The sequence below is a fragment of the Pseudomonas cremoricolorata genome (assembly GCF_000759535.1).
Lineage (GTDB): Bacteria > Pseudomonadota > Gammaproteobacteria > Pseudomonadales > Pseudomonadaceae > Aquipseudomonas > Aquipseudomonas cremoricolorata_A.
Window position 1 is genome coordinate 3,352,716 of the sequence record NZ_CP009455.1, and the last position, 16,882, is coordinate 3,369,597.

Sequence of the window (16,882 nt, forward strand, 5' to 3'; positions counted from 1 at the left end):
GTCAACTCCAGCCGGCTTTGTCGCGGCGGCCGGCATACAGCATCAGCAGCACGAGGAAGGAGAACACCAGCATGGCTCCGGCCAACCAGTGTGCCTGGGCATATTCCATGGCCTCGACATGATCGAAGATCTGCACCGACACCACGCGGGTCTTGTCGGGGATATTGCCGCCGATCATCAGCACCACGCCGAACTCACCCACGGTGTGGGCAAAGCCCAGAATGCTCGCGGTGATGAATCCAGGCCTGGCCAGCGGCAAGGCCACATGAATGAAACTGTCCCAGGGGCTTGCGCGCAAGGTGGCAGCGACTTCCAGTGGCCGTCGGCCTATGGCGCCGAAGGCATTCTGCAAGGGCTGCACCACGAACGGCAGGGAATAGACCACTGAGCCGATCACCAGGCCGGTGAAGCTGAATACCACGCTGCCCAGACCCAGCGCTGCGGTGGTCTGGCCGATCAGCCCGTTGGGGCCCAGTGCCAGTAGCAGGTAGAAGCCGATCACCGTGGGCGGTAGCACCAATGGCAAAGCCACCACCGCGCCGATCGGCCCGCGCCACCAGGAGCGCGTGCGCGCCAGCCACCACGCCAGAGGCGTGCCGACCAGCAGCAGGATCAGCGTGGTGACGCTGGCCAGTTTCAGGGTCAGCCAGATGGCGCCCAGGTCACTGGCGTCGAACATCAGATTTCATAGCCGTAGGATTTGATCAGCGCAGTGGCTTTGGGCGTCTTGAGGTAGTCGACCAGGGCCTGGGCTGCCGGGTTGTCCTTGCCCTTGTTGAGGATCACCGCATCCTGACGAATCGGCTCGTGGTCGGTGGCTGGCACGATCCACGCAGAACCTTCGCTGATCTTGCCGTCCTTATAGATCTGCGACAGGGCTACGAAGCCCAGCTCGGCGTTACCGGTGGAAACGAACTGGTAGGTCTGGGTGATGTTCTGGCCTTCGACCAGCTTGGGCTTGGTGGCTTCGGTGAGTTTCAGCTTTTCCAGTACCTGAGTGGCCGCAAGCCCGTAGGGAGCAGCTTTGGGGTTGGCGATGGCCAGGTGCTTGTAGTCGCCTTTGCGCAGTACGTCGCCTTTGGCGTCGACATAGCCGGTCTTGGCAGACCACAGCGCCAGGGTGCCGATAGCGTAGGTGAAGCGCGAACCCGGGACGATGGCCTTTTCCTGCTCGAGCTTGGCCGGGGTGGTGTCGTCGGCGGCGAGGAAGACATCGAACGGCGCGCCATTGTTGATCTGTGCGTAGAACTGCCCCGTGGCGCCGTAGGAGGCGACCAAAGTATGGCCGGTGTCTTTCTGGAAGTCCGCTGCCAGTGCCTTGATCGGCGCGGTGAAGTTGGCAGCTACGGCGACTTGGACTTCGTCGGCGCAGGCGGTGTTGAAGGTAAGCAGGGTGGCGATCGCGAGCAGGGTGGGGCGCATGAACATGGGACAGCTCCAGCGGGCAGGATTTTCGTTGTGGAGCTGACTATATAGCGATAGGCCGGCATGGGGGAAGCGGCATTTCCTCAAGCCGATGCGGGCACGGGTCCGGGTGTCGTTATCTAGCAGGCGAGTGCCGCCAGTGCCTTTTCCGCTATTTGCCGGGTGAGGGTTTGGGCAGGCAGCTCCTGGCACACGCGCAGTCCTTGCCCGGCCCACAGGTTGCTGAAGTCGCTGCTACCCTGGGGCTCGCTGATTGCGCGCAGGGGCATCAGCGCGCCGCCTGCCAGGGGAAACGCGGGTGCCAGCGGGCTCATGGGCCCCAGTTCGCGCATCAGGCGGGTGCTGATGCCGCGTGCGGGGCGCCCGGTGAACAGGTTGGTCAGCGCGGTATCCGCCGCGCTGGCTGAACGCAGCGCCTGGCAATGGGCCGCTGAGACCTTGGCTTCAGGGCAGAACAGATACGCGGTGCCGATCTGCACCGCCGAGGCGCCCAGGGCCAGTGCCGCCATCAGGCCGCGGTGGTCGCCGATGCCGCCGGCTGCAATGACAGGTACCTTGACCGCATCCACCACCTGCGGCACCAAGGCCAAGGTGCCGATCTGCGAGGTGATGTCGTGATGCAGGAACATGCCGCGATGCCCGCCCGCTTCATAGCCCATGGCGATGATCGCATCGCAGCCGTGGGCCTGGAGCCACACAGCCTCCGCCACTGTGGTGGCGCTGGACAGCACCTTCGCGCCGCAGGCTTTGACCCGTTGCAGCAAGGCTGGCTCAGGCAGGCCAAAGTGGAAACTGACCACCTCGGGGCGCAGTGCTTCAACCAACAGGCAGCTGGTTTCGTCGAAGGGTCGGCGATTGGATACCGGGGTGGGCGCGTCGAAATCTGCGCCCAGTTCGGTGTAGTAGCCGCGCAGCGCCTGCTTCCAGCGCTCGGCGCGTTCAGGGTCGGCCAGGGGTGGTGTATGGCAGAAGAAGTTGAGGTTCAGCGGTGCGCTGCATGCCGCACGGAAAGCCGCCACCTCATGGTCGGCCTGGGTTGCATCGAGCATGGCGCAGGGCAGGGCACCGAGCCCGCCGGCGTTGCCGACCGCGATGGCCATTGCCGAGCCGCTGGCGCCCGCCATCGGCGCCTGGAGAATGGGTAACTCGATAGCCAGCAGGTCAAGGATGCGTCGATCGGGCCAGCGCTGCATGGCGACTCCTGCTCACGTCATAAATGAAGGGTTACAGCGCTTTGCTCACCTGAATGTCGCTGACGTTCGCCACATCTTCGCCATGGATCTTGCGCAGCGCCTCCAGAGCCTGGGCCTCGGAGGCGTCGCTCATCACAGCGAAGTCCCAGCGGCGTTCACCGTCGAGCTTGTACTTGATCACGTATTTCACGTTCTGGGTCATGGCGGCTTATCTCAATGAGGACGACGAGCGTCGAATGATCTTGATCTTGTGGGTGAACGTCGGTTTGCGCGTGACCGAAATCGCCCGCGCGGTGACGGTATCGAGGGTGATGTTCCAGAAGCCGGTGCTGGGCACGGTGATCTTCGCCGGAAACTTGTCGAATGCGCCGCCGTGATAGGTGTGCCGGCCGCCGTTCTTGAAGCTGCGGAAGTTGGCGTCGTTCATCAGACGGATGTTGCACGGCTGGGAAGACTCGATGACGACGATATCGTCTTCATTCAAGTGTTCACGCTGGTGGACGAATTTCATGTGTTGCTCCGCACGTTCACGATCTACAAAGGCGCGACTTTATCACGTTGTTGCCAGGCGAGCCGCGCTGCCCTGCGTGGGCCAGGCAATTTGAAAACCTTGGGGAGCAAAATCGCTGACCGACGGTCAATAGCTTCTTTGCAACTGCGCAGGATCAGCCGATGAAATGGTGTATAGCAGCTCTGGCGGTGGTGCTTGGTGGATGCGCGAGCGTATCCGACCTTGAACAGTCCCATGAAACCATGGATGTCATTTCAGGCAAGTCGCCGCGCGAGTACGCTGATTGCGTCAAAGCGCAATTGGCCAAGAGCCGCGGTGAGCTGCAGGAGGAGCAGCATGGCGATGGCCTGCGCCTGATCGTGCCGCAGAAGTTGCCTGCAGGTTCCACCCCGGCGGCGCTGGTGGATATCCAGAAACGCAGCAACGGCAGCGCCATCAAGGTGCATGAGCGGCTGAGCAACTTCCCTTTGCGTCCAGGTGATGTACGCAGCGCCGCCACCGAGTGCATTTCCGGGTCGTGATGCGCGTGGCGACGGGTTTGAAATATCCCCGCCCCGGGTGGGGTTGAACTATACCTTCCGATGACTCTCTACCTAGGCGTCAAGCGACATCGGGCGGGGCATTGTAAGCTGAGTGCCGCCTGATTAGACTTCGCCAAGTGCCAAACGGCCATACCCTCGTTAAGGATGTTTATGATCAAGAAATGCTTGTTCCCGGCCGCCGGTTACGGCACCCGCTTCCTGCCCGCTACCAAAGCCATGCCCAAGGAAATGCTGCCGGTGGTGAACAAGCCGCTGATCCAGTACGGCGTCGAAGAAGCCCTGGATGCCGGCCTGAGCGAGATTTCCATCGTCACCGGTCGCGGCAAACGCGCCCTGGAAGATCACTTCGACATCAGCTACGAGCTGGAAAACCAGATCAAGGGCACCGACAAGGAAAAATACCTGGTCGGCATCCGTCGTCTGCTCGATGAGTGTTCGTTCTCGTACACCCGCCAGACTGAAATGAAAGGCCTGGGCCACGCCATCCTCACCGGTCGCCCGCTGATCGGCGACGAACCCTTTGCCGTCGTGCTGGCGGACGACCTGTGCGTCAACCCCGAGGGTGACGGCGTGCTAACCCAGATGGTCAAGCTGTACAACCAGTTCCGCTGCTCGATCGTTGCCATTCAGGAAGTCGACCCGCAGGAAACCAACAAGTACGGCGTGATCGCCGGCGACATGATTCGTGACGACATCTACCGCGTCACCAACATGGTGGAAAAGCCCAAGCCGGAAGATGCGCCGTCCAACCTGGCGATCATCGGTCGCTACATCCTCACCCCGGACATCTTCGACATCATCAAGAACACCGAGCCGGGCAAAGGCGGCGAAGTGCAGATCACCGATGCACTGATGCAGCAGGCCCAGAATGGCTGCGTGATCGCCTACAAGTTCAAAGGCAAGCGCTTTGACTGCGGTGGCGCAGAAGGTTACATCGACGCGACCAACTTCTGCTTCGAGAACTACTACAAGTCTGGCAAGGCTTACTGAGTCGATTGTCGGGCGCGCAACATTGATTGGGGCTGCTTGGCAGCCCGTCGCGGCTCAAGCCGCCCCTACAGGGATACGCGATTGTCTGTAGGAGCGGCCTCAGCCGCGATGGGCCGCCTGGCGGCCCCAACTGCTTAGCTAGCGACATGCACCCTCCGGGTCGCTTATTTGGGAGTGTGAATTGTGGCCTACGATTTTGATCTGTTCGTAATTGGTGCCGGTTCCGGTGGTGTGCGCGCCGCTCGGTTCGCGGCAGGGTTTGGCGCCAAGGTGGCGGTTGCCGAAAGCCGTTACCTGGGCGGGACCTGCGTCAACGTTGGCTGTGTGCCGAAGAAATTGCTGGTGTACGGCGCCCACGTCGCCGATGAGCTCGAACAGGCACGCGGCTTTGGCTGGAGCCTGGAAGAGGGGCATTTCGACTGGGGCACCCTGATCGCCAACAAGGACCGTGAAATCCAGCGCCTCAATGGCATCTATCGCAAGCTGCTGGTCGACAGTGGGGTCACCCTGCTGCAGGGCCATGCGCGTATCACGGGCGCCAATGAGGTGGAAGTCGAAGGGCAGCGCTACAGCGCCGAGCGTATCCTCATCGCTGTCGGTGGCTGGCCGCAGGTGCCGGACATTCCCGGCAAGGAACTGGCCATCACCTCCAACGAAGCCTTCTACCTCAAGCAGTTGCCGCGGCGCATGCTGGTGGTCGGGGGTGGTTACATTGCCGTCGAGTTCGCCGGCATCTTCCAGGGGCTGGGCAGCGCAACGACCTTGCTGTATCGCGGCGACCTGTTCCTGCGCGGCTTCGACGGCTCGGTACGCGAGCACCTCAAGGAAGAACTGGAAAAACGCGGCCTCGATTTGCAGTTCAACAGCGACATCAGGCGCATCGAAAAGCTCGACGATGGCAGCCTCAAGGCCACCCTCAAGGATGGAGGCGAACTGATCACCGATTGCGTGTTCTACGCCACCGGCAGACGCCCTATGCTCGATGACCTCGGCCTGGAGCACACCGGTGTCGAGTTGGACGAGCGTGGCTTCATCAAGGTCGACGAGCACTACCAGACCACCGAATCGTCGATCCTGGCCATCGGTGATGTCATTGGCCGGGTGCAACTCACGCCCGTGGCACTGGCCGAAGGGATGGCCGTGGCGCGCAGGCTGTTCAAGCCTGAGCAGTTCCGCCCGGTGGACTATCAGAACATCCCCACCGCGGTGTTCAGCCAGCCGCCCATCGGCACCGTCGGCCTCACCGAAGAGCAAGCGCGCGACAACGGCCACTCGGTGAAGATCTTCGAAAGCCGTTTCCGGCCGATGAAGCTGACCCTGACCGACATTCAGGAGAAGACCCTGATGAAGCTGGTGGTCGACGCCGACAACGATCGCGTGCTGGGGTGCCACATGGTCGGACCGGACGCCGGCGAGATCATCCAGGGCCTTGGCGTTGCGCTGAAAGCGGGCGCCACCAAGCAACAGTTCGACGAGACCATTGGCGTGCATCCCACCTCAGCCGAAGAGTTCGTCACCCTGCGTACCCCCACCCGCTGACCCTGCGCTCAGCAGTGGCAGGCCGTGCTGAGCTGGCATAGCCTGCCGCCCCTTATACCCGCGCTCATCGTCATCGCTTCTATCTAATAGCCGCTTTATAGCGAAAACCAATTGCGCGCATCAGCTTTGCCAATGAGCGTTCTGCACCTGCCTTGGATAGGATTCCCTCCGTCAACTGATTTCAACTCATCCGAGGAAACCTCTAATGCCAATCATCAATAGCCGGGTCAAACCGTTCAACGCCACTGCCTACCACAACGGCGAGTTCGTTCCAGTGAGCGAAGCCGACCTGCAAGGTAAATGGTCCGTGGTGTTCTTCTACCCAGCCGACTTCACCTTCGTCTGCCCGACCGAGCTGGGCGACCTGGCTGACAACTACGCTGAGTTCCAGAAACTGGGCGTGGAAATCTACGGCGTGTCCACCGACACCCACTTTACCCACAAAGCCTGGCACGACACCTCCGACACCATCGGCAAGATCAAGTACCCGCTGATCGGTGACCCGACCCACGTCATCTCGCGTAACTTCGACGTGCTGATCGAAGAAGCCGGTCTGGCGGATCGTGGCACCTTCGTGATCAACCCCGAAGGCCAGATCAAGATCGTCGAGATCAACGACGGTGGTGTAGGCCGTGACGCCAGCGAACTGCTGCGCAAGGTCAAGGCCGCCCAGTACGTTGCCGCTCACCCAGGTGAAGTCTGCCCAGCCAAGTGGAAGGAAGGCGAAGCCACCCTGGCCCCTTCGCTGGACCTGGTCGGCAAGATCTGAATCTGTGAGTCGGACGCGGGCGGTGCAGCACCGCCACTTCTAGTGTTGCCCCGCCCCGTTGAAGCGCCCGGGCGAACCTGCCTGGGCGTTTTCATTTACAGCGTGTGAACTTACTACCGAGTCAATAAAGGAAATGCCCGTATGTTGGACGCCACCCTCAAATCGCAACTCAACACTTATCTGCAGCGAGTCAGCCAGCCGATCGAGATCGTTGCGTCCCTCGACGACGGCGCAAAATCCCGCGAACTTCACGACCTGCTGGTGGAAATCGCCAGCTTGTCCGAGCTGATCACGCTGCGCGCCGACGGTGAAGATGCCCGTCGCCCATCGTTCTCGCTCAATCGCCCCGGGGCTGACATCGGCCTGCGCTTCGCCGGTATCCCCATGGGCCACGAATTCACCTCCCTGGTGCTGGCGCTACTGCAAGTGGGCGGCCACCCGTCAAAGGCCAGTGCCGAACTGATCGAGCAGATTCAGGGGCTGGACGGTGAGTTCGTCTTCGAGACCTACTTCTCGCTGTCGTGCCAGAACTGCCCGGACGTGGTCCAGGCGCTGAACCTGATGGCGGTGCTCAACCCCAACGTGCGCCATGTCGCCATCGATGGCGCGCTGTTCCAGGCCGAGGTCGAGGCGCGGCAGATCATGGCGGTGCCGAGCGTCTACCTCAACGGCGAACCGTTCGGTCAGGGCCGCATGGGCCTGGATGAGATCGTCAACAAACTCGACACCAATGCCGGTAGCCGTCAGGCGCAAAAGCTCGATGCCAAGCAAGCGTTCGACATGCTGGTGGTTGGCGGTGGTCCTGCAGGCGCTGCCGCAGCGATCTACGCGGCGCGCAAGGGCATTCGTACCGGCGTTGCGGCCGAACGCTTTGGCGGTCAGGTGCTCGATACTCTGGCCATCGAGAACTTCATCTCGGTGCAGGAAACCGAAGGGCCCAAGCTTGCCACCGCCCTTGAAGAGCATGTCAAACAGTACGACGTCGATATCATGAACCTGCAGCGCAGCGAGGCCTTGCTGCCCGCCAGCGACGGCGGCCTGCACCAGGTGCGCCTGGCCAGCGGCGCGACGCTGCGCGCCAAGACTGTGGTGCTGGCAACCGGTGCGCGCTGGCGGGAAATGAACGTGCCTGGCGAGCAGCAGTATCGTAATCGCGGTGTCGCCTACTGCCCGCACTGCGATGGGCCGCTGTTCAAGGGCAAGCGCGTGGCGGTGATTGGTGGCGGCAACTCAGGCGTCGAGGCAGCCATCGATCTGGCCGGCATCGTGGCCCATGTGATCTTGATCGAGTTCGACAGCCAGTTGCGCGCCGATGCGGTGTTGCAGCGCAAGCTGCACAGCTTGGGCAACGTCAAAGTCATCACCAGTGCGCTGACCCGCGAAGTGCTTGGCGATGGCGAGAAGGTCAACGGCCTGCGTTATCAGGACCGCACCAGCGATACCGAGCACGAGCTGGCCCTGGAAGGCATCTTCGTGCAGATCGGACTGCTGCCCAATACCGATTGGCTCAAGGGCACAGTGGAGCTGTCGCCGCGCGGTGAGATCATCGTCGACGCCAAGGGCCAGACCAACATCCCTGGCGTGTTCGCCGCGGGCGATGTGACCACCGTGCCTTACAAGCAGATCGTCATCGCCGTGGGTGAGGGCGCCAAGGCCTCGCTGGCTGCCTTCGATCACCTGATCCGCACCTCGGCACCGGCCTGAGTCATCCGCCGCACAGCAAGACGCCGCCTCGCGTAAGCCGGGCGGCGTCGTGCTGTGCGGCTTTTGCTCGTCAGGCTGCGCTATAGTTCGGCGCTGACCCCGCCTGATGGAGCACCGCCTGTGTCCGACTACAGTGCCTTCACGGTCGAACTGACCGAGCACATTGCCCACGTGCAGATCAATCGCCCGGAAAAAGCCAACGCCATGAACGCGGCGTTCTGGGAAGAAATCGTCGACATCTTCCGCTGGATCGACGACACCGACGCCGTGCGCGTGGTGGTCATCAGTGGCGCGGGCAAGCATTTCTCGGCCGGTATCGACCTTACCCTGCTGGCCTCCATCGCCGGGCAGTTGGGCGCCGATGTCGGCCGTAACGCACGTTTGCTCAAGCGCACCATCGTACGTATGCAGGCCTCGTTCAACGCGGTCGACAATTGCCGAAAACCGGTACTGGCAGCCATCCACGGCTATTGCATCGGTGGCGCAGTGGACCTGATCGCCGCCTGTGACATGCGTTATTGCAGCCTTGACGCACAGTTCTCGATCAAAGAGGTCGACATGGGTATGGCTGCCGATGTGGGCACCTTGCAGCGCCTGCCGCGGATCATCGGCGACGGTCCGCTGCGCGAGCTGGCCTATACCGCACGGATGTTCGAGGCCAGCGAAGCGTTGCGCCTGGGCCTGGTGAATCGTGTGTACGACGACCCACAGGCGCTGCGCCAGGGCGTGCTGGCGATCGCGGCCGACATTGCGGGTAAATCGCCGATTGCGGTCAGTGGCACCAAAGCCATGCTGGCCTACATGCGCGATCACCGTGTCGATGATGGCCTGGACTATATCGCCACTTGGAACGCCGCCATGTTGCAGTCCGAAGACTTGCGCATCGCCATGGCCGCGCACCTGGGCAAACAGAAACCGACGTTCGCCGACTGACGCAGTGGCCGAACGTGTGAAGGAAACTCGCTATGACAGCACGCTGGACCACAGCAGTAATTGATCCGAACACCCCGGGTGGCCTTGCCGTCGCCCGTAGCCCAGAGGGCTTTCTGGCCGATGCGCACGGGGTGCTGTTCCCGCGCCAGTGGCTGGTCCGGCAAAGCTTCGAGGTGCTGGCAGAGCATGGCATCGGCTACCTGGACGGGCAGCCGGTGTTTCTGTATGAGTTGCGCAGCGCCGTGCAGTTGCCTGGCTACAGCTGGCGAGGCCTGCGCCAGTTCATGCTGGAAGGGGATTTTCTGCGTTATACGGTGCTGGCCTATGCTGCGCAGATCGGCACCTGGGCCCGTGAGCATCGCTTCTGTGGTAGCTGTGGGCAGGCCATGAAGCAGGTGCGCTGGGAGCGGGCGATGCACTGCGCGGCCTGCGACCTGCGTAACTACCCGCGGATTTCACCGAGTATGATCGTGCTGGTGACCCGCGGTGACGAGATCCTTCTGGCACGCTCGCCGCGTTTCGTCACTGGCGTCTACAGCACGCTGGCCGGCTTTGCCGAGCCCGGTGAGTCGGCCGAGCAGTGCCTGGTGCGCGAGGTGCGTGAGGAGGTGGCGGTAGAGGTGCGCAACATTGAGTATGTGGGCAGCCAGTGCTGGCCATTCCCGCACTCGATGATGCTGGGCTTTCACGCCGAATATGCCGGTGGCGAGATCGTCATGCAGCCTGATGAAATCGAGGACGCGCGCTGGTTCAGCGTGCATGAACTGCCACCGCTGCCAGCGCCGCGTTCGATCGCCCGCTACCTGATCGACCTCTACGTGGCGCGGCGCTTAGGCCTGGCCGAACCAGTGCTGCCAGGCTAAGCGTACGGTCAGGGCCAGTACCACGGCGATGAACACCGGGCGGATGAACTTGTTGCCACCCTTGATCGCAGTACGGGCACCGAAAAAGGCACCGACCATGACCGACATGCCCATGGCCAGCCCGACCAGGTAATCGACCTGACCGGAAATCATGAACACGGTCAGGGCCGCGACGTTGCTGACGAAGTTCATGGTTCGAGCCACGCCGCTGGCCCGCACCAGGTCGATGGGGTACAGCAAGAGGGTACTGACGGTCCAGAATGCGCCGGTGCCTGGCCCGGCGACGCCGTCGTAGAAACCGAGGGTGAAGCCCTGTGGTACTTGCCAGGTCTTCTTGATCGGCACATCGGCATCCAGCGGGGCCTTGGGCGTGCCGCCGAACAGCAGGTAGATGCCGCATGCGAATACCACCACCGGCAGCATCTTGTTCAGCCATTCGGCCGGCAGGTAATGCGCCACCACTGCGCCCAACAGGGCACCGAAAAGTGTTCCGATCAACGCCCGGCGCCATTGCACGGGGTGGAACAGCTTGCGTCGATAGTAGGTGAAGCTGGCGGTTGCAGAACCGAAGGTCGAACTCAGCTTGTTGGTCCCCAGCACCAGGTGTGGGGGCATGCCGGCGGTGAGCAGGGCCGGCGTGGTGAGCAGTCCGCCGCCACCGGCGATGGCGTCGATGAAACCGGCGACGAAGGCGACCAGCGCCAGGATCAGCAGGGTGAGCGGTTCTACGGACAGTTCGAAAGGCATTGGCAGTATCTTGCAAGGCAGAGCGCGACAAAAGGTCGCGCAAAACGCAACATGGTAAAGGGTCTGGCACGGGGTATCCAGTGCTGGGGGCTGCGCCTCGGATGGCTGCGCAGGTGACCCGACCCGGTTGGCAATCTAGGCTGCAAGTTAAGCGGCAACTACAGGGATGATCCGATGCAAAACAGGTTACGGCGACGATCGCCATCGTCGAACGGTTTTCCCAATGCACGCTGACGTCGCTGCGCCGGCCTGGAGGCTGGAGCCAGCCTGCAGCGACGACCTACCTTTCGCCCGCGATCTGACCCGGCGCGCCATGCTCAGCTACTACCAGCAATTCAGCCTGCGCTGGGTCGAGGCAGCGTTTGACGAAGCATGGGGGTGGCGTGAGCAATGGCGAATCATGGCGGGCAACGAGCGACTGGGCTATTGCAGCCTCAGCCAGGATCGCCAGGCACTGTTCATTCGTGAGCTGCACCTGCTGCCCGATTACCGCGGGCAGGGTGTCGGTGGCTGGGTGCTGGAGCAACTGGCGCTATGGGCGGTGCAGCGTCATCTGCCGTTGCTGCGCCTGATGGTGTTCAGCAGCAACCCGGCGCGGCGTCTCTATCAGCGCGCCGGCTTCATCGAGGTGGGCAGTGACGGCTGTTTCGTGCGCATGCAACGCACGCTCGGCCCAAGCCAATGAGGGGCGTCGCTCGGCATGTGTCGCACTGCGCCAGACGCACACCAGTTCAGGCTTGCCTGCCCTTGAGGCAATCGGCATAGTGCCGTGATTGCAGGAGTGATTTCATCTGCGGATGTGGGATACATCCTTGTTTGATAATGCTTACAGGAAGGAAGCCAGATGAAAGGATTCGGCATGCGCCTGCGCCAGGAGCGTGAGCGTTTGGGCCTCACCCAGCGCGTGTTTGGGGATATCGGCGGCGTTGAGCCCAACGCCCAGGGCAAATATGAAAACGGTGATCGCACACCCCGCCTGGATTATCTGGCTGCGGTCGCGGCCAAGGGCGTGGATCCGCTGTATGTGCTCACCGGCTTGCCGACGCCGCTGCCGCTCGATAGCCTCAGCGGCGACGAAGACCGCCTGCTTGCAGCATTTCGCCGGCTGCCCGAGGCCGACCGAGCGGCGCTGTGGCATGTACTGAGCCGCCTGGCCGGTTAGCGCAGCACGTCAGCAACCTCTGTGGCGCGTAGCGTTAGGCTGGCGTTGAAAAATTTTGATAAGGTGGCGCCATCCAACATCGCCCCAATGACGAGGTATCTGCTTGATTAGGGTCCTGGTGGTCGACGATCACGATCTGGTACGCACAGGTATCACCCGCATGCTCAGCGATATAGAGGGCTTGGAGGTGGTGGGTGAGGCAGATTCCGGCGAGTCGGCCCTCAAGCATGCCCGCGAGCTGAAGCCCGATGTCGTGCTGATGGATGTCAAGATGCCTGGCATTGGAGGCCTTGAAGCCACCCGCAAGCTGCTGCGCAGCCATCCCGATATCAAGGTCGTGGCGGTCACTGTGTGCGAAGAGGATCCTTTTCCCACGCGCTTGCTGCAAGCCGGCGCCGCAGGCTACCTGACCAAGGGCGCTGCGCTCGACGAAATGGTGCAGGCAATTCGCCTGGCCTTCGCCGGACAGCGCTACATCAGCCCGCAGATTGCCCAGCAACTGGCGCTCAAATCCTTCCAGCCCCAGGCATCGCCGTTCGACAGTCTGTCGGAGCGGGAAATCCAGATCGCCTTGATGATCGTCGGTTGCCAGAAGGTGCAGATCATCTCTGACAAACTGTGCCTGTCACCCAAGACGGTGAATACCTACCGCTACCGCATCTTCGAAAAACTTTCGGTCACCAGTGACGTCGAACTCACATTACTCGCCGTCCGCCACGGAATGGTCGACGCCAGCCTTTAGCCGCCCGCTTGCGAAGTACCCTGATGCCTCACACCTTCGATGCCAGCGCGTTCCTGGCGACCTGCAGTGGTCGTCCGGGCGTGTACCGTATGTTCGACGCCGAGTCGCGCCTGCTCTACGTGGGCAAGGCGAAAAACCTCAAGAAACGCCTGGCCAGCTATTTCCGCAAGAGCGGTCTGGCGCCGAAAACCTCGGCCCTGGTCGCGCGTATCGCACAGGTCGAAACCACCGTCACCAGCAACGAAACCGAGGCGCTGCTGCTGGAGCAGAACCTGATCAAGCAGTGGCGCCCGCCGTACAACATCCTGCTGCGTGACGACAAGTCCTACCCCTACGTGTTCCTGTCTGACGGGCCTTTTCCGCGTTTGGGCATTCATCGGGGTGCGAAAAAAGCCAAGGGTCGATACTTCGGCCCCTATCCAAGCGCTGGGGCGATACGTGAAAGCCTGAGCGTGCTGCAGAAGACTTTTTCCGTACGCCAATGCGAAGACAGCTATTACGCCAACCGCACCCGTCCGTGCCTGCAGTACCAGATCAAACGCTGCAAGGGTCCCTGCACCGGGCTGGTCAGCCAGGAGGAGTATGCCGAAGACGTGCGCCACTCGGTGATGTTCCTGGAGGGGCGCAGCCAGCAGCTTGGCAATGAGCTGAACGCGGAAATGGAGCGCGCGGCCATGAGCCTGAATTTCGAGAAGGCTGCCGAGCTGCGCGACCAGATCGGTCTCTTGCGCCGTGTCCAGGATCAACAGCACATCGAAGGCGGTTCCAGTGACGTCGACGTGATCGCCGCCTTCGTCAACCCGGGCGGCGCCTGCTTGCATCTGATCAGCGTGCGCGGCGGGCGAGTGCTGGGCAGCAAGAACGTCTTCCCGCAGGTGGGTATCGAGGAAGACGTAACCGAGGTCATGCAGGCGTTTCTCGCCCAGTACTATGTCGGCAATCCAGAGCGTGAGTTGCCCAACGAGCTGATCGTCAATGTCGTGCATGAGGACTTCCCAACCCTTATCGAGGCCATCGACAGCCTGCGCGGGCGCGAGCTGGCGATCAGTCATCGAGTGCGTGGCACCCGCGCGCGCTGGCAGCAGATGGCGGTGACCAACGCCGAGCTGGCGCTCAATGCGCGCCTGGCCAACCGACAGCACATGGCCGCGCGCTTCGAAGCCTTGGCCCAAGTGCTCGATCTCGATGAAGTGCCGCAACGCCTGGAGTGCTACGACATCAGTCACTCCAGCGGCGAGGCCACCGTGGCGTCGTGCGTGGTGTTCGGTCCCGAAGGGCCGATCAAGTCCGACTACCGACGCTTCAATATCGAAGGCGTGACCGCCGGCGACGACTACGCCGCCATGCAGCAGGCCCTGACTCGACGCTTCTCGCGAATCAAGGACGGTGAGGGCAAGTTGCCTGATGTGTTGCTGGTCGACGGTGGCAAGGGGCAGTTGAACATGGCCCGTGAGGTCATGCAGGAGCTGGCATTCGGCGACCTGACCTTGCTCGGCGTAGCCAAGGGCGTCACCCGCAAGGCTGGTTTCGAAACGCTCTATCTGAACGACGCTGCCCACGAGTTCACGCTCAAAGGCGACTCGCCGGCGCTGCACTTGATTCAGCAGATTCGCGACGAAGCCCACCGTTTTGCCATCACCGGCCACCGCGCGCGGCGTGGCAAGGCCAGACGCACCTCGAGCCTGGAAGACGTTGTGGGCGTGGGGCCAAAGCGCCGCCGAGAACTGCTCAAGCACTTCGGCGGCCTGCAAGAGCTCAACCGCGCCAGCGTCGAGGAAATTGCCAAAGCGCCGGGCATCAGTAAAAAGCTCGCCGAGTCGATTTATGCCAGCCTGCATAGCGAGTAGAATGCCGGGTTCAACTCGCAGCCAGTCGTACCGATGAATATTCCAAACCTGCTCACCGTTCTCCGGGTTCTGCTCATCCCGATCTTCATCCTGCTGTTCTATATGCCCTATCACTGGAGCTACAGCGCAGCGAGTACGGTGTTCGCCATTGCCGCGGCAACCGACTGGCTCGACGGTTACCTGGCGCGCCGCCTGCAACAGAGCACGCCATTCGGCGCGTTTCTCGACCCGGTGGCCGACAAGCTGATGGTGGCGGTGGCGCTGGTATTGCTGGTGCAGGTCCACGCCAATTTCTGGCTGACCTTGCCGGCTGCGATCATCATCTGCCGCGAAATCGTCGTTTCTGCGCTGCGCGAGTGGATGGCGGAAATCGGTGCGCGCGCCCACGTCGCGGTCTCCAACCTCGGTAAGTGGAAGACCGCAGCGCAGATGCTGGCGCTGGTCATCCTGCTGGGTAATCCACCGGTGCTCAGCGTCTGGGTCGTACTCGGCTATGGCTTGCTGCTGGTGTCTGCGGCCTTGACCCTGTGGTCGATGGTGCACTACCTCGTCGCCGCCTGGCCGCACCTGCGTGAAGGCAGCGAATCCAAATAAAGGTTTTTTGAATCAAGGGGTTGACGTCAGCAGCGAGATCGCTAGAATGGCAACCTATCACGACGCGGGAATAGCTCAGTTGGTAGAGCACGACCTTGCCAAGGTCGGGGTCGCGAGTTCGAGTCTCGTTTCCCGCTCCATTTACAGGACTACAGATTTCATCGAAGTCTGTACGTCATCGAAAAAAGACGCTTCGGCGTCTTTTTTCGTTTCCGCTCGCTTGAACGCCTTCCATTCCTTACGCAACGCTCCTGATCGCGCAACATCGCTCCGGCTGCGCAGCACGGTGCGTTTCACCCTTGGCTTGCGCGGTGTATCAAAAACCGCGCAAGAGCCTGAAATCTGTCAGCTGCGCCGACCGCCTTTACCCTCACGACCGTCTGGCTGAACAGCCCCTTCCTGAAGTGCCTCAGCCGGCGGGGGCGCGGCCCTGACGTTGAACAGCTTGCAGACCCCGTACCAGCAGATGGCGACGGTAAGGTTGTAGGGAAACAGCACCGCCCAGAACGGCAGTTGCCAATTCTTTTTGCCTTGCATTTCGCCAGGCTCGCCGGTGCGCCAGGGCGCGTAATGGCGCCAGGCTTCGGCCGGGGTCAGGCAGATCGCGTGAAGGGGTTTGTGCCACCAGTTGGCAGGGCCGGGTGGAGGTAGGTTGTCCGGGCCGTGGTCCATGAACTGACGTAGGTATTCCCAGACTTCGGCGACGTATTGCACATCGGATTCGGTGGGTTCGTTGCTGTCGATCCAGAGGGCGTCTTTTTCGTGGAGGGTGCCGTCTTCTCGGTAGGGGGCGAAGGCGAGGGCGTAGGAGGTGCTGAAGGATGAGCCACCGAACTCTCTGCGTTTGAAGAGACCACCGGCGGTGTTTTTCCAGTCGAAGATTAGGACTTGGCTGAAACGTTGGTAATAGATTTTTTGGGTGGAGCGGTTAAGGCAGAAGCTGGAAAGGCGTTTGATAAGCAAGACTCTGTAGAGTAAAAATGGCAGGAACATGAAGGGCATAAAAATGAGTAGTGAAACCACCAAGGGTGCGTATAGGAAGTTTTCCAAAAATTTTCCAGACAGAAAGTTTTAGTAAATTCCGGTCATTGCTGTCAGTGTCATTGCGCAATAGATTTTCCCTTGGAACACCGAATCTGTGATTATTGGGTTGCGCATCTGGAGCACATGTCGAGATATGTCTAGTAGTTGTCCGTTGGTGGAAGGTTTGTAATTAGTTTTTCTGTTGGTGTTCAGTATCCAAGCCACTGCCATAAAAACGCTCAATCCGAAAATTAATTTTAGTTGTTTGGTTCTCAGGTCATTCTTGATTGGTGGTGTA

Annotated in this window: 19 protein-coding genes and 1 tRNA gene; 13 read left to right on the forward strand and 7 right to left on the reverse strand. The window is 61.4% G+C overall.

Going from position 1 to position 16,882, the window contains the following annotated elements; all coding sequences use genetic code 11:
• Position 1: 1 nt before the first annotated feature.
• From modB to LK03_RS15355, 5 genes are all read right to left on the reverse strand, one after another.
• A complete protein-coding gene (gene modB / locus LK03_RS15340; RefSeq protein WP_038413221.1) occupies positions 2–679 on the reverse strand; it encodes a molybdate ABC transporter permease subunit in 678 nt (225 codons plus the stop codon).
• On the reverse strand, positions 679–1,428 hold the full coding sequence (gene modA, locus LK03_RS15345; RefSeq protein WP_038413223.1) for a molybdate ABC transporter substrate-binding protein: 750 nt from the start codon (positions 1,426–1,428) through the stop codon (positions 679–681). Before modA ends, modB begins: the two co-directional genes overlap by 1 nt.
• Before the next feature lie 116 nt (positions 1,429–1,544).
• Positions 1,545–2,618, reverse strand: coding sequence for an NAD(P)H-dependent flavin oxidoreductase (locus tag LK03_RS15350; protein WP_038413225.1), 1,074 nt, complete (start codon positions 2,616–2,618; stop codon positions 1,545–1,547).
• 31 nt (positions 2,619–2,649) lie between these two features.
• Positions 2,650–2,820, reverse strand: a complete 171-nt coding sequence (locus tag LK03_RS22350) for a hypothetical protein (protein ID WP_167334504.1) — start codon at positions 2,818–2,820, stop codon at positions 2,650–2,652.
• 6 nt (positions 2,821–2,826) lie between these two features.
• Complete coding sequence (locus LK03_RS15355; RefSeq protein ID WP_038413226.1) at positions 2,827–3,129, reverse strand: DUF1883 domain-containing protein; 303 nt, start codon at positions 3,127–3,129, stop codon at positions 2,827–2,829.
• Between the two features lie 161 nt (positions 3,130–3,290).
• Here LK03_RS15355 and LK03_RS15360 point away from each other — a divergent pair, with 161 nt between their 5' ends.
• The 7 genes from LK03_RS15360 to nudC all read left to right on the forward strand — a co-directional run bounded on the left by LK03_RS15360 (position 3,291) and on the right by nudC (position 10,469).
• On the forward strand, positions 3,291–3,650 hold the full coding sequence (locus LK03_RS15360) for a hypothetical protein (RefSeq protein WP_038413228.1): 360 nt from the start codon (positions 3,291–3,293) through the stop codon (positions 3,648–3,650).
• Between the two features lie 171 nt (positions 3,651–3,821).
• Positions 3,822–4,661: a UTP--glucose-1-phosphate uridylyltransferase GalU gene (gene galU, locus LK03_RS15365; protein ID WP_038413230.1), complete on the forward strand. Its 840-nt coding sequence runs from the start codon at positions 3,822–3,824 to the stop codon at positions 4,659–4,661.
• A 183-nt stretch (positions 4,662–4,844) separates the two neighbouring features.
• The gene (gorA, locus tag LK03_RS15370) at positions 4,845–6,200 is read left to right on the forward strand and encodes a glutathione-disulfide reductase (RefSeq protein ID WP_038413232.1); all 1,356 of its coding nucleotides are present in this window, start codon (positions 4,845–4,847) and stop codon (positions 6,198–6,200) included.
• 205 nt (positions 6,201–6,405) lie between these two features.
• Positions 6,406–6,969 (forward strand): alkyl hydroperoxide reductase subunit C, encoded by a 564-nt coding sequence (gene ahpC, locus LK03_RS15375; RefSeq protein WP_038413234.1) that lies wholly within the window; start codon positions 6,406–6,408, stop codon positions 6,967–6,969.
• A 141-nt stretch (positions 6,970–7,110) separates the two neighbouring features.
• On the forward strand, positions 7,111–8,673 hold the full coding sequence (gene ahpF, locus LK03_RS15380) for an alkyl hydroperoxide reductase subunit F (protein WP_038413235.1): 1,563 nt from the start codon (positions 7,111–7,113) through the stop codon (positions 8,671–8,673).
• Between the two features lie 120 nt (positions 8,674–8,793).
• Entirely contained in the window at positions 8,794–9,606 is an 813-nt protein-coding gene (locus LK03_RS15385; RefSeq protein ID WP_038413237.1) for a crotonase/enoyl-CoA hydratase family protein, read from the forward strand.
• A 32-nt stretch (positions 9,607–9,638) separates the two neighbouring features.
• Complete coding sequence (nudC, locus tag LK03_RS15390) at positions 9,639–10,469, forward strand: NAD(+) diphosphatase (protein WP_038413239.1); 831 nt, start codon at positions 9,639–9,641, stop codon at positions 10,467–10,469.
• On the opposite strand, the gene LK03_RS15395 is transcribed toward nudC, so the two are convergent.
• Positions 10,437–11,216 carry a TSUP family transporter gene (locus LK03_RS15395; protein ID WP_038413240.1) on the reverse strand — a complete coding sequence of 260 codons (780 nt, stop codon included), beginning with the start codon at positions 11,214–11,216 and terminating at the stop codon, positions 10,437–10,439. The genes nudC and LK03_RS15395 overlap by 33 nt on opposite strands.
• A 223-nt stretch (positions 11,217–11,439) precedes the next feature.
• Here LK03_RS15395 and LK03_RS15400 point away from each other — a divergent pair, with 223 nt between their 5' ends.
• The 6 genes from LK03_RS15400 to LK03_RS15425 all read left to right on the forward strand — a co-directional run bounded on the left by LK03_RS15400 (position 11,440) and on the right by LK03_RS15425 (position 15,701).
• Positions 11,440–11,901: a GNAT family N-acetyltransferase gene (locus LK03_RS15400; protein WP_081951612.1), complete on the forward strand. Its 462-nt coding sequence runs from the start codon at positions 11,440–11,442 to the stop codon at positions 11,899–11,901.
• Between the two features lie 159 nt (positions 11,902–12,060).
• Positions 12,061–12,378, forward strand: a complete 318-nt coding sequence (locus tag LK03_RS15405; protein WP_033727737.1) for a helix-turn-helix domain-containing protein — start codon at positions 12,061–12,063, stop codon at positions 12,376–12,378.
• A gap of 103 nt (positions 12,379–12,481) precedes the next feature.
• Positions 12,482–13,120, forward strand: a complete 639-nt coding sequence (gene gacA, locus LK03_RS15410; protein ID WP_038413241.1) for a response regulator transcription factor GacA — start codon at positions 12,482–12,484, stop codon at positions 13,118–13,120.
• A 23-nt stretch (positions 13,121–13,143) separates the two neighbouring features.
• Positions 13,144–14,967: an excinuclease ABC subunit UvrC gene (gene uvrC, locus LK03_RS15415; protein WP_038413242.1), complete on the forward strand. Its 1,824-nt coding sequence runs from the start codon at positions 13,144–13,146 to the stop codon at positions 14,965–14,967.
• Positions 14,968–15,000: 33 nt separating this feature from the next.
• Positions 15,001–15,561, forward strand: a complete 561-nt coding sequence (gene pgsA / locus LK03_RS15420; protein WP_028696043.1) for a CDP-diacylglycerol--glycerol-3-phosphate 3-phosphatidyltransferase — start codon at positions 15,001–15,003, stop codon at positions 15,559–15,561.
• A gap of 64 nt (positions 15,562–15,625) precedes the next feature.
• Positions 15,626–15,701, forward strand: a tRNA-Gly gene (locus LK03_RS15425).
• A 205-nt stretch (positions 15,702–15,906) separates the two neighbouring features.
• Here LK03_RS15425 and LK03_RS15430 read toward each other — a convergent pair.
• On the reverse strand, positions 15,907–16,611 hold the full coding sequence (locus LK03_RS15430; protein WP_430962048.1) for a DUF6708 domain-containing protein: 705 nt from the start codon (positions 16,609–16,611) through the stop codon (positions 15,907–15,909).
• Positions 16,612–16,882: the final 271 nt, after the last annotated feature.

What these genes read in the sequence shown, in the direction of transcription:
- LK03_RS15355 (WP_038413226.1), bottom strand. Translation starts at nt 3,129, where the DNA reads ATGAAATTCGTCCACCAGCGTGAACACTTGAATGAAGACGATATCGTC.
- LK03_RS15350 (WP_038413225.1), bottom strand. Translation starts at nt 2,618, where the DNA reads ATGCAGCGCTGGCCCGATCGACGCATCCTTGACCTGCTGGCTATCGAG.
- LK03_RS15400 (WP_081951612.1), top strand. Translation starts at nt 11,440, where the DNA reads ATGCACGCTGACGTCGCTGCGCCGGCCTGGAGGCTGGAGCCAGCCTGC.
- LK03_RS15360 (WP_038413228.1), top strand. Translation starts at nt 3,291, where the DNA reads ATGAAATGGTGTATAGCAGCTCTGGCGGTGGTGCTTGGTGGATGCGCG.
- LK03_RS22350 (WP_167334504.1), bottom strand. Translation starts at nt 2,820, where the DNA reads ATGACCCAGAACGTGAAATACGTGATCAAGTACAAGCTCGACGGTGAA.
- ahpC (WP_038413234.1), top strand. Translation starts at nt 6,406, where the DNA reads ATGCCAATCATCAATAGCCGGGTCAAACCGTTCAACGCCACTGCCTAC.
- pgsA (WP_028696043.1), top strand. Translation starts at nt 15,001, where the DNA reads ATGAATATTCCAAACCTGCTCACCGTTCTCCGGGTTCTGCTCATCCCG.
- LK03_RS15405 (WP_033727737.1), top strand. Translation starts at nt 12,061, where the DNA reads ATGAAAGGATTCGGCATGCGCCTGCGCCAGGAGCGTGAGCGTTTGGGC.
- galU (WP_038413230.1), top strand. Translation starts at nt 3,822, where the DNA reads ATGATCAAGAAATGCTTGTTCCCGGCCGCCGGTTACGGCACCCGCTTC.
- LK03_RS15395 (WP_038413240.1), bottom strand. Translation starts at nt 11,216, where the DNA reads ATGCCTTTCGAACTGTCCGTAGAACCGCTCACCCTGCTGATCCTGGCG.
- ahpF (WP_038413235.1), top strand. Translation starts at nt 7,111, where the DNA reads ATGTTGGACGCCACCCTCAAATCGCAACTCAACACTTATCTGCAGCGA.
- uvrC (WP_038413242.1), top strand. Translation starts at nt 13,144, where the DNA reads ATGCCTCACACCTTCGATGCCAGCGCGTTCCTGGCGACCTGCAGTGGT.
- modB (WP_038413221.1), bottom strand. Translation starts at nt 679, where the DNA reads ATGTTCGACGCCAGTGACCTGGGCGCCATCTGGCTGACCCTGAAACTG.
- nudC (WP_038413239.1), top strand. Translation starts at nt 9,639, where the DNA reads ATGACAGCACGCTGGACCACAGCAGTAATTGATCCGAACACCCCGGGT.
- modA (WP_038413223.1), bottom strand. Translation starts at nt 1,428, where the DNA reads ATGTTCATGCGCCCCACCCTGCTCGCGATCGCCACCCTGCTTACCTTC.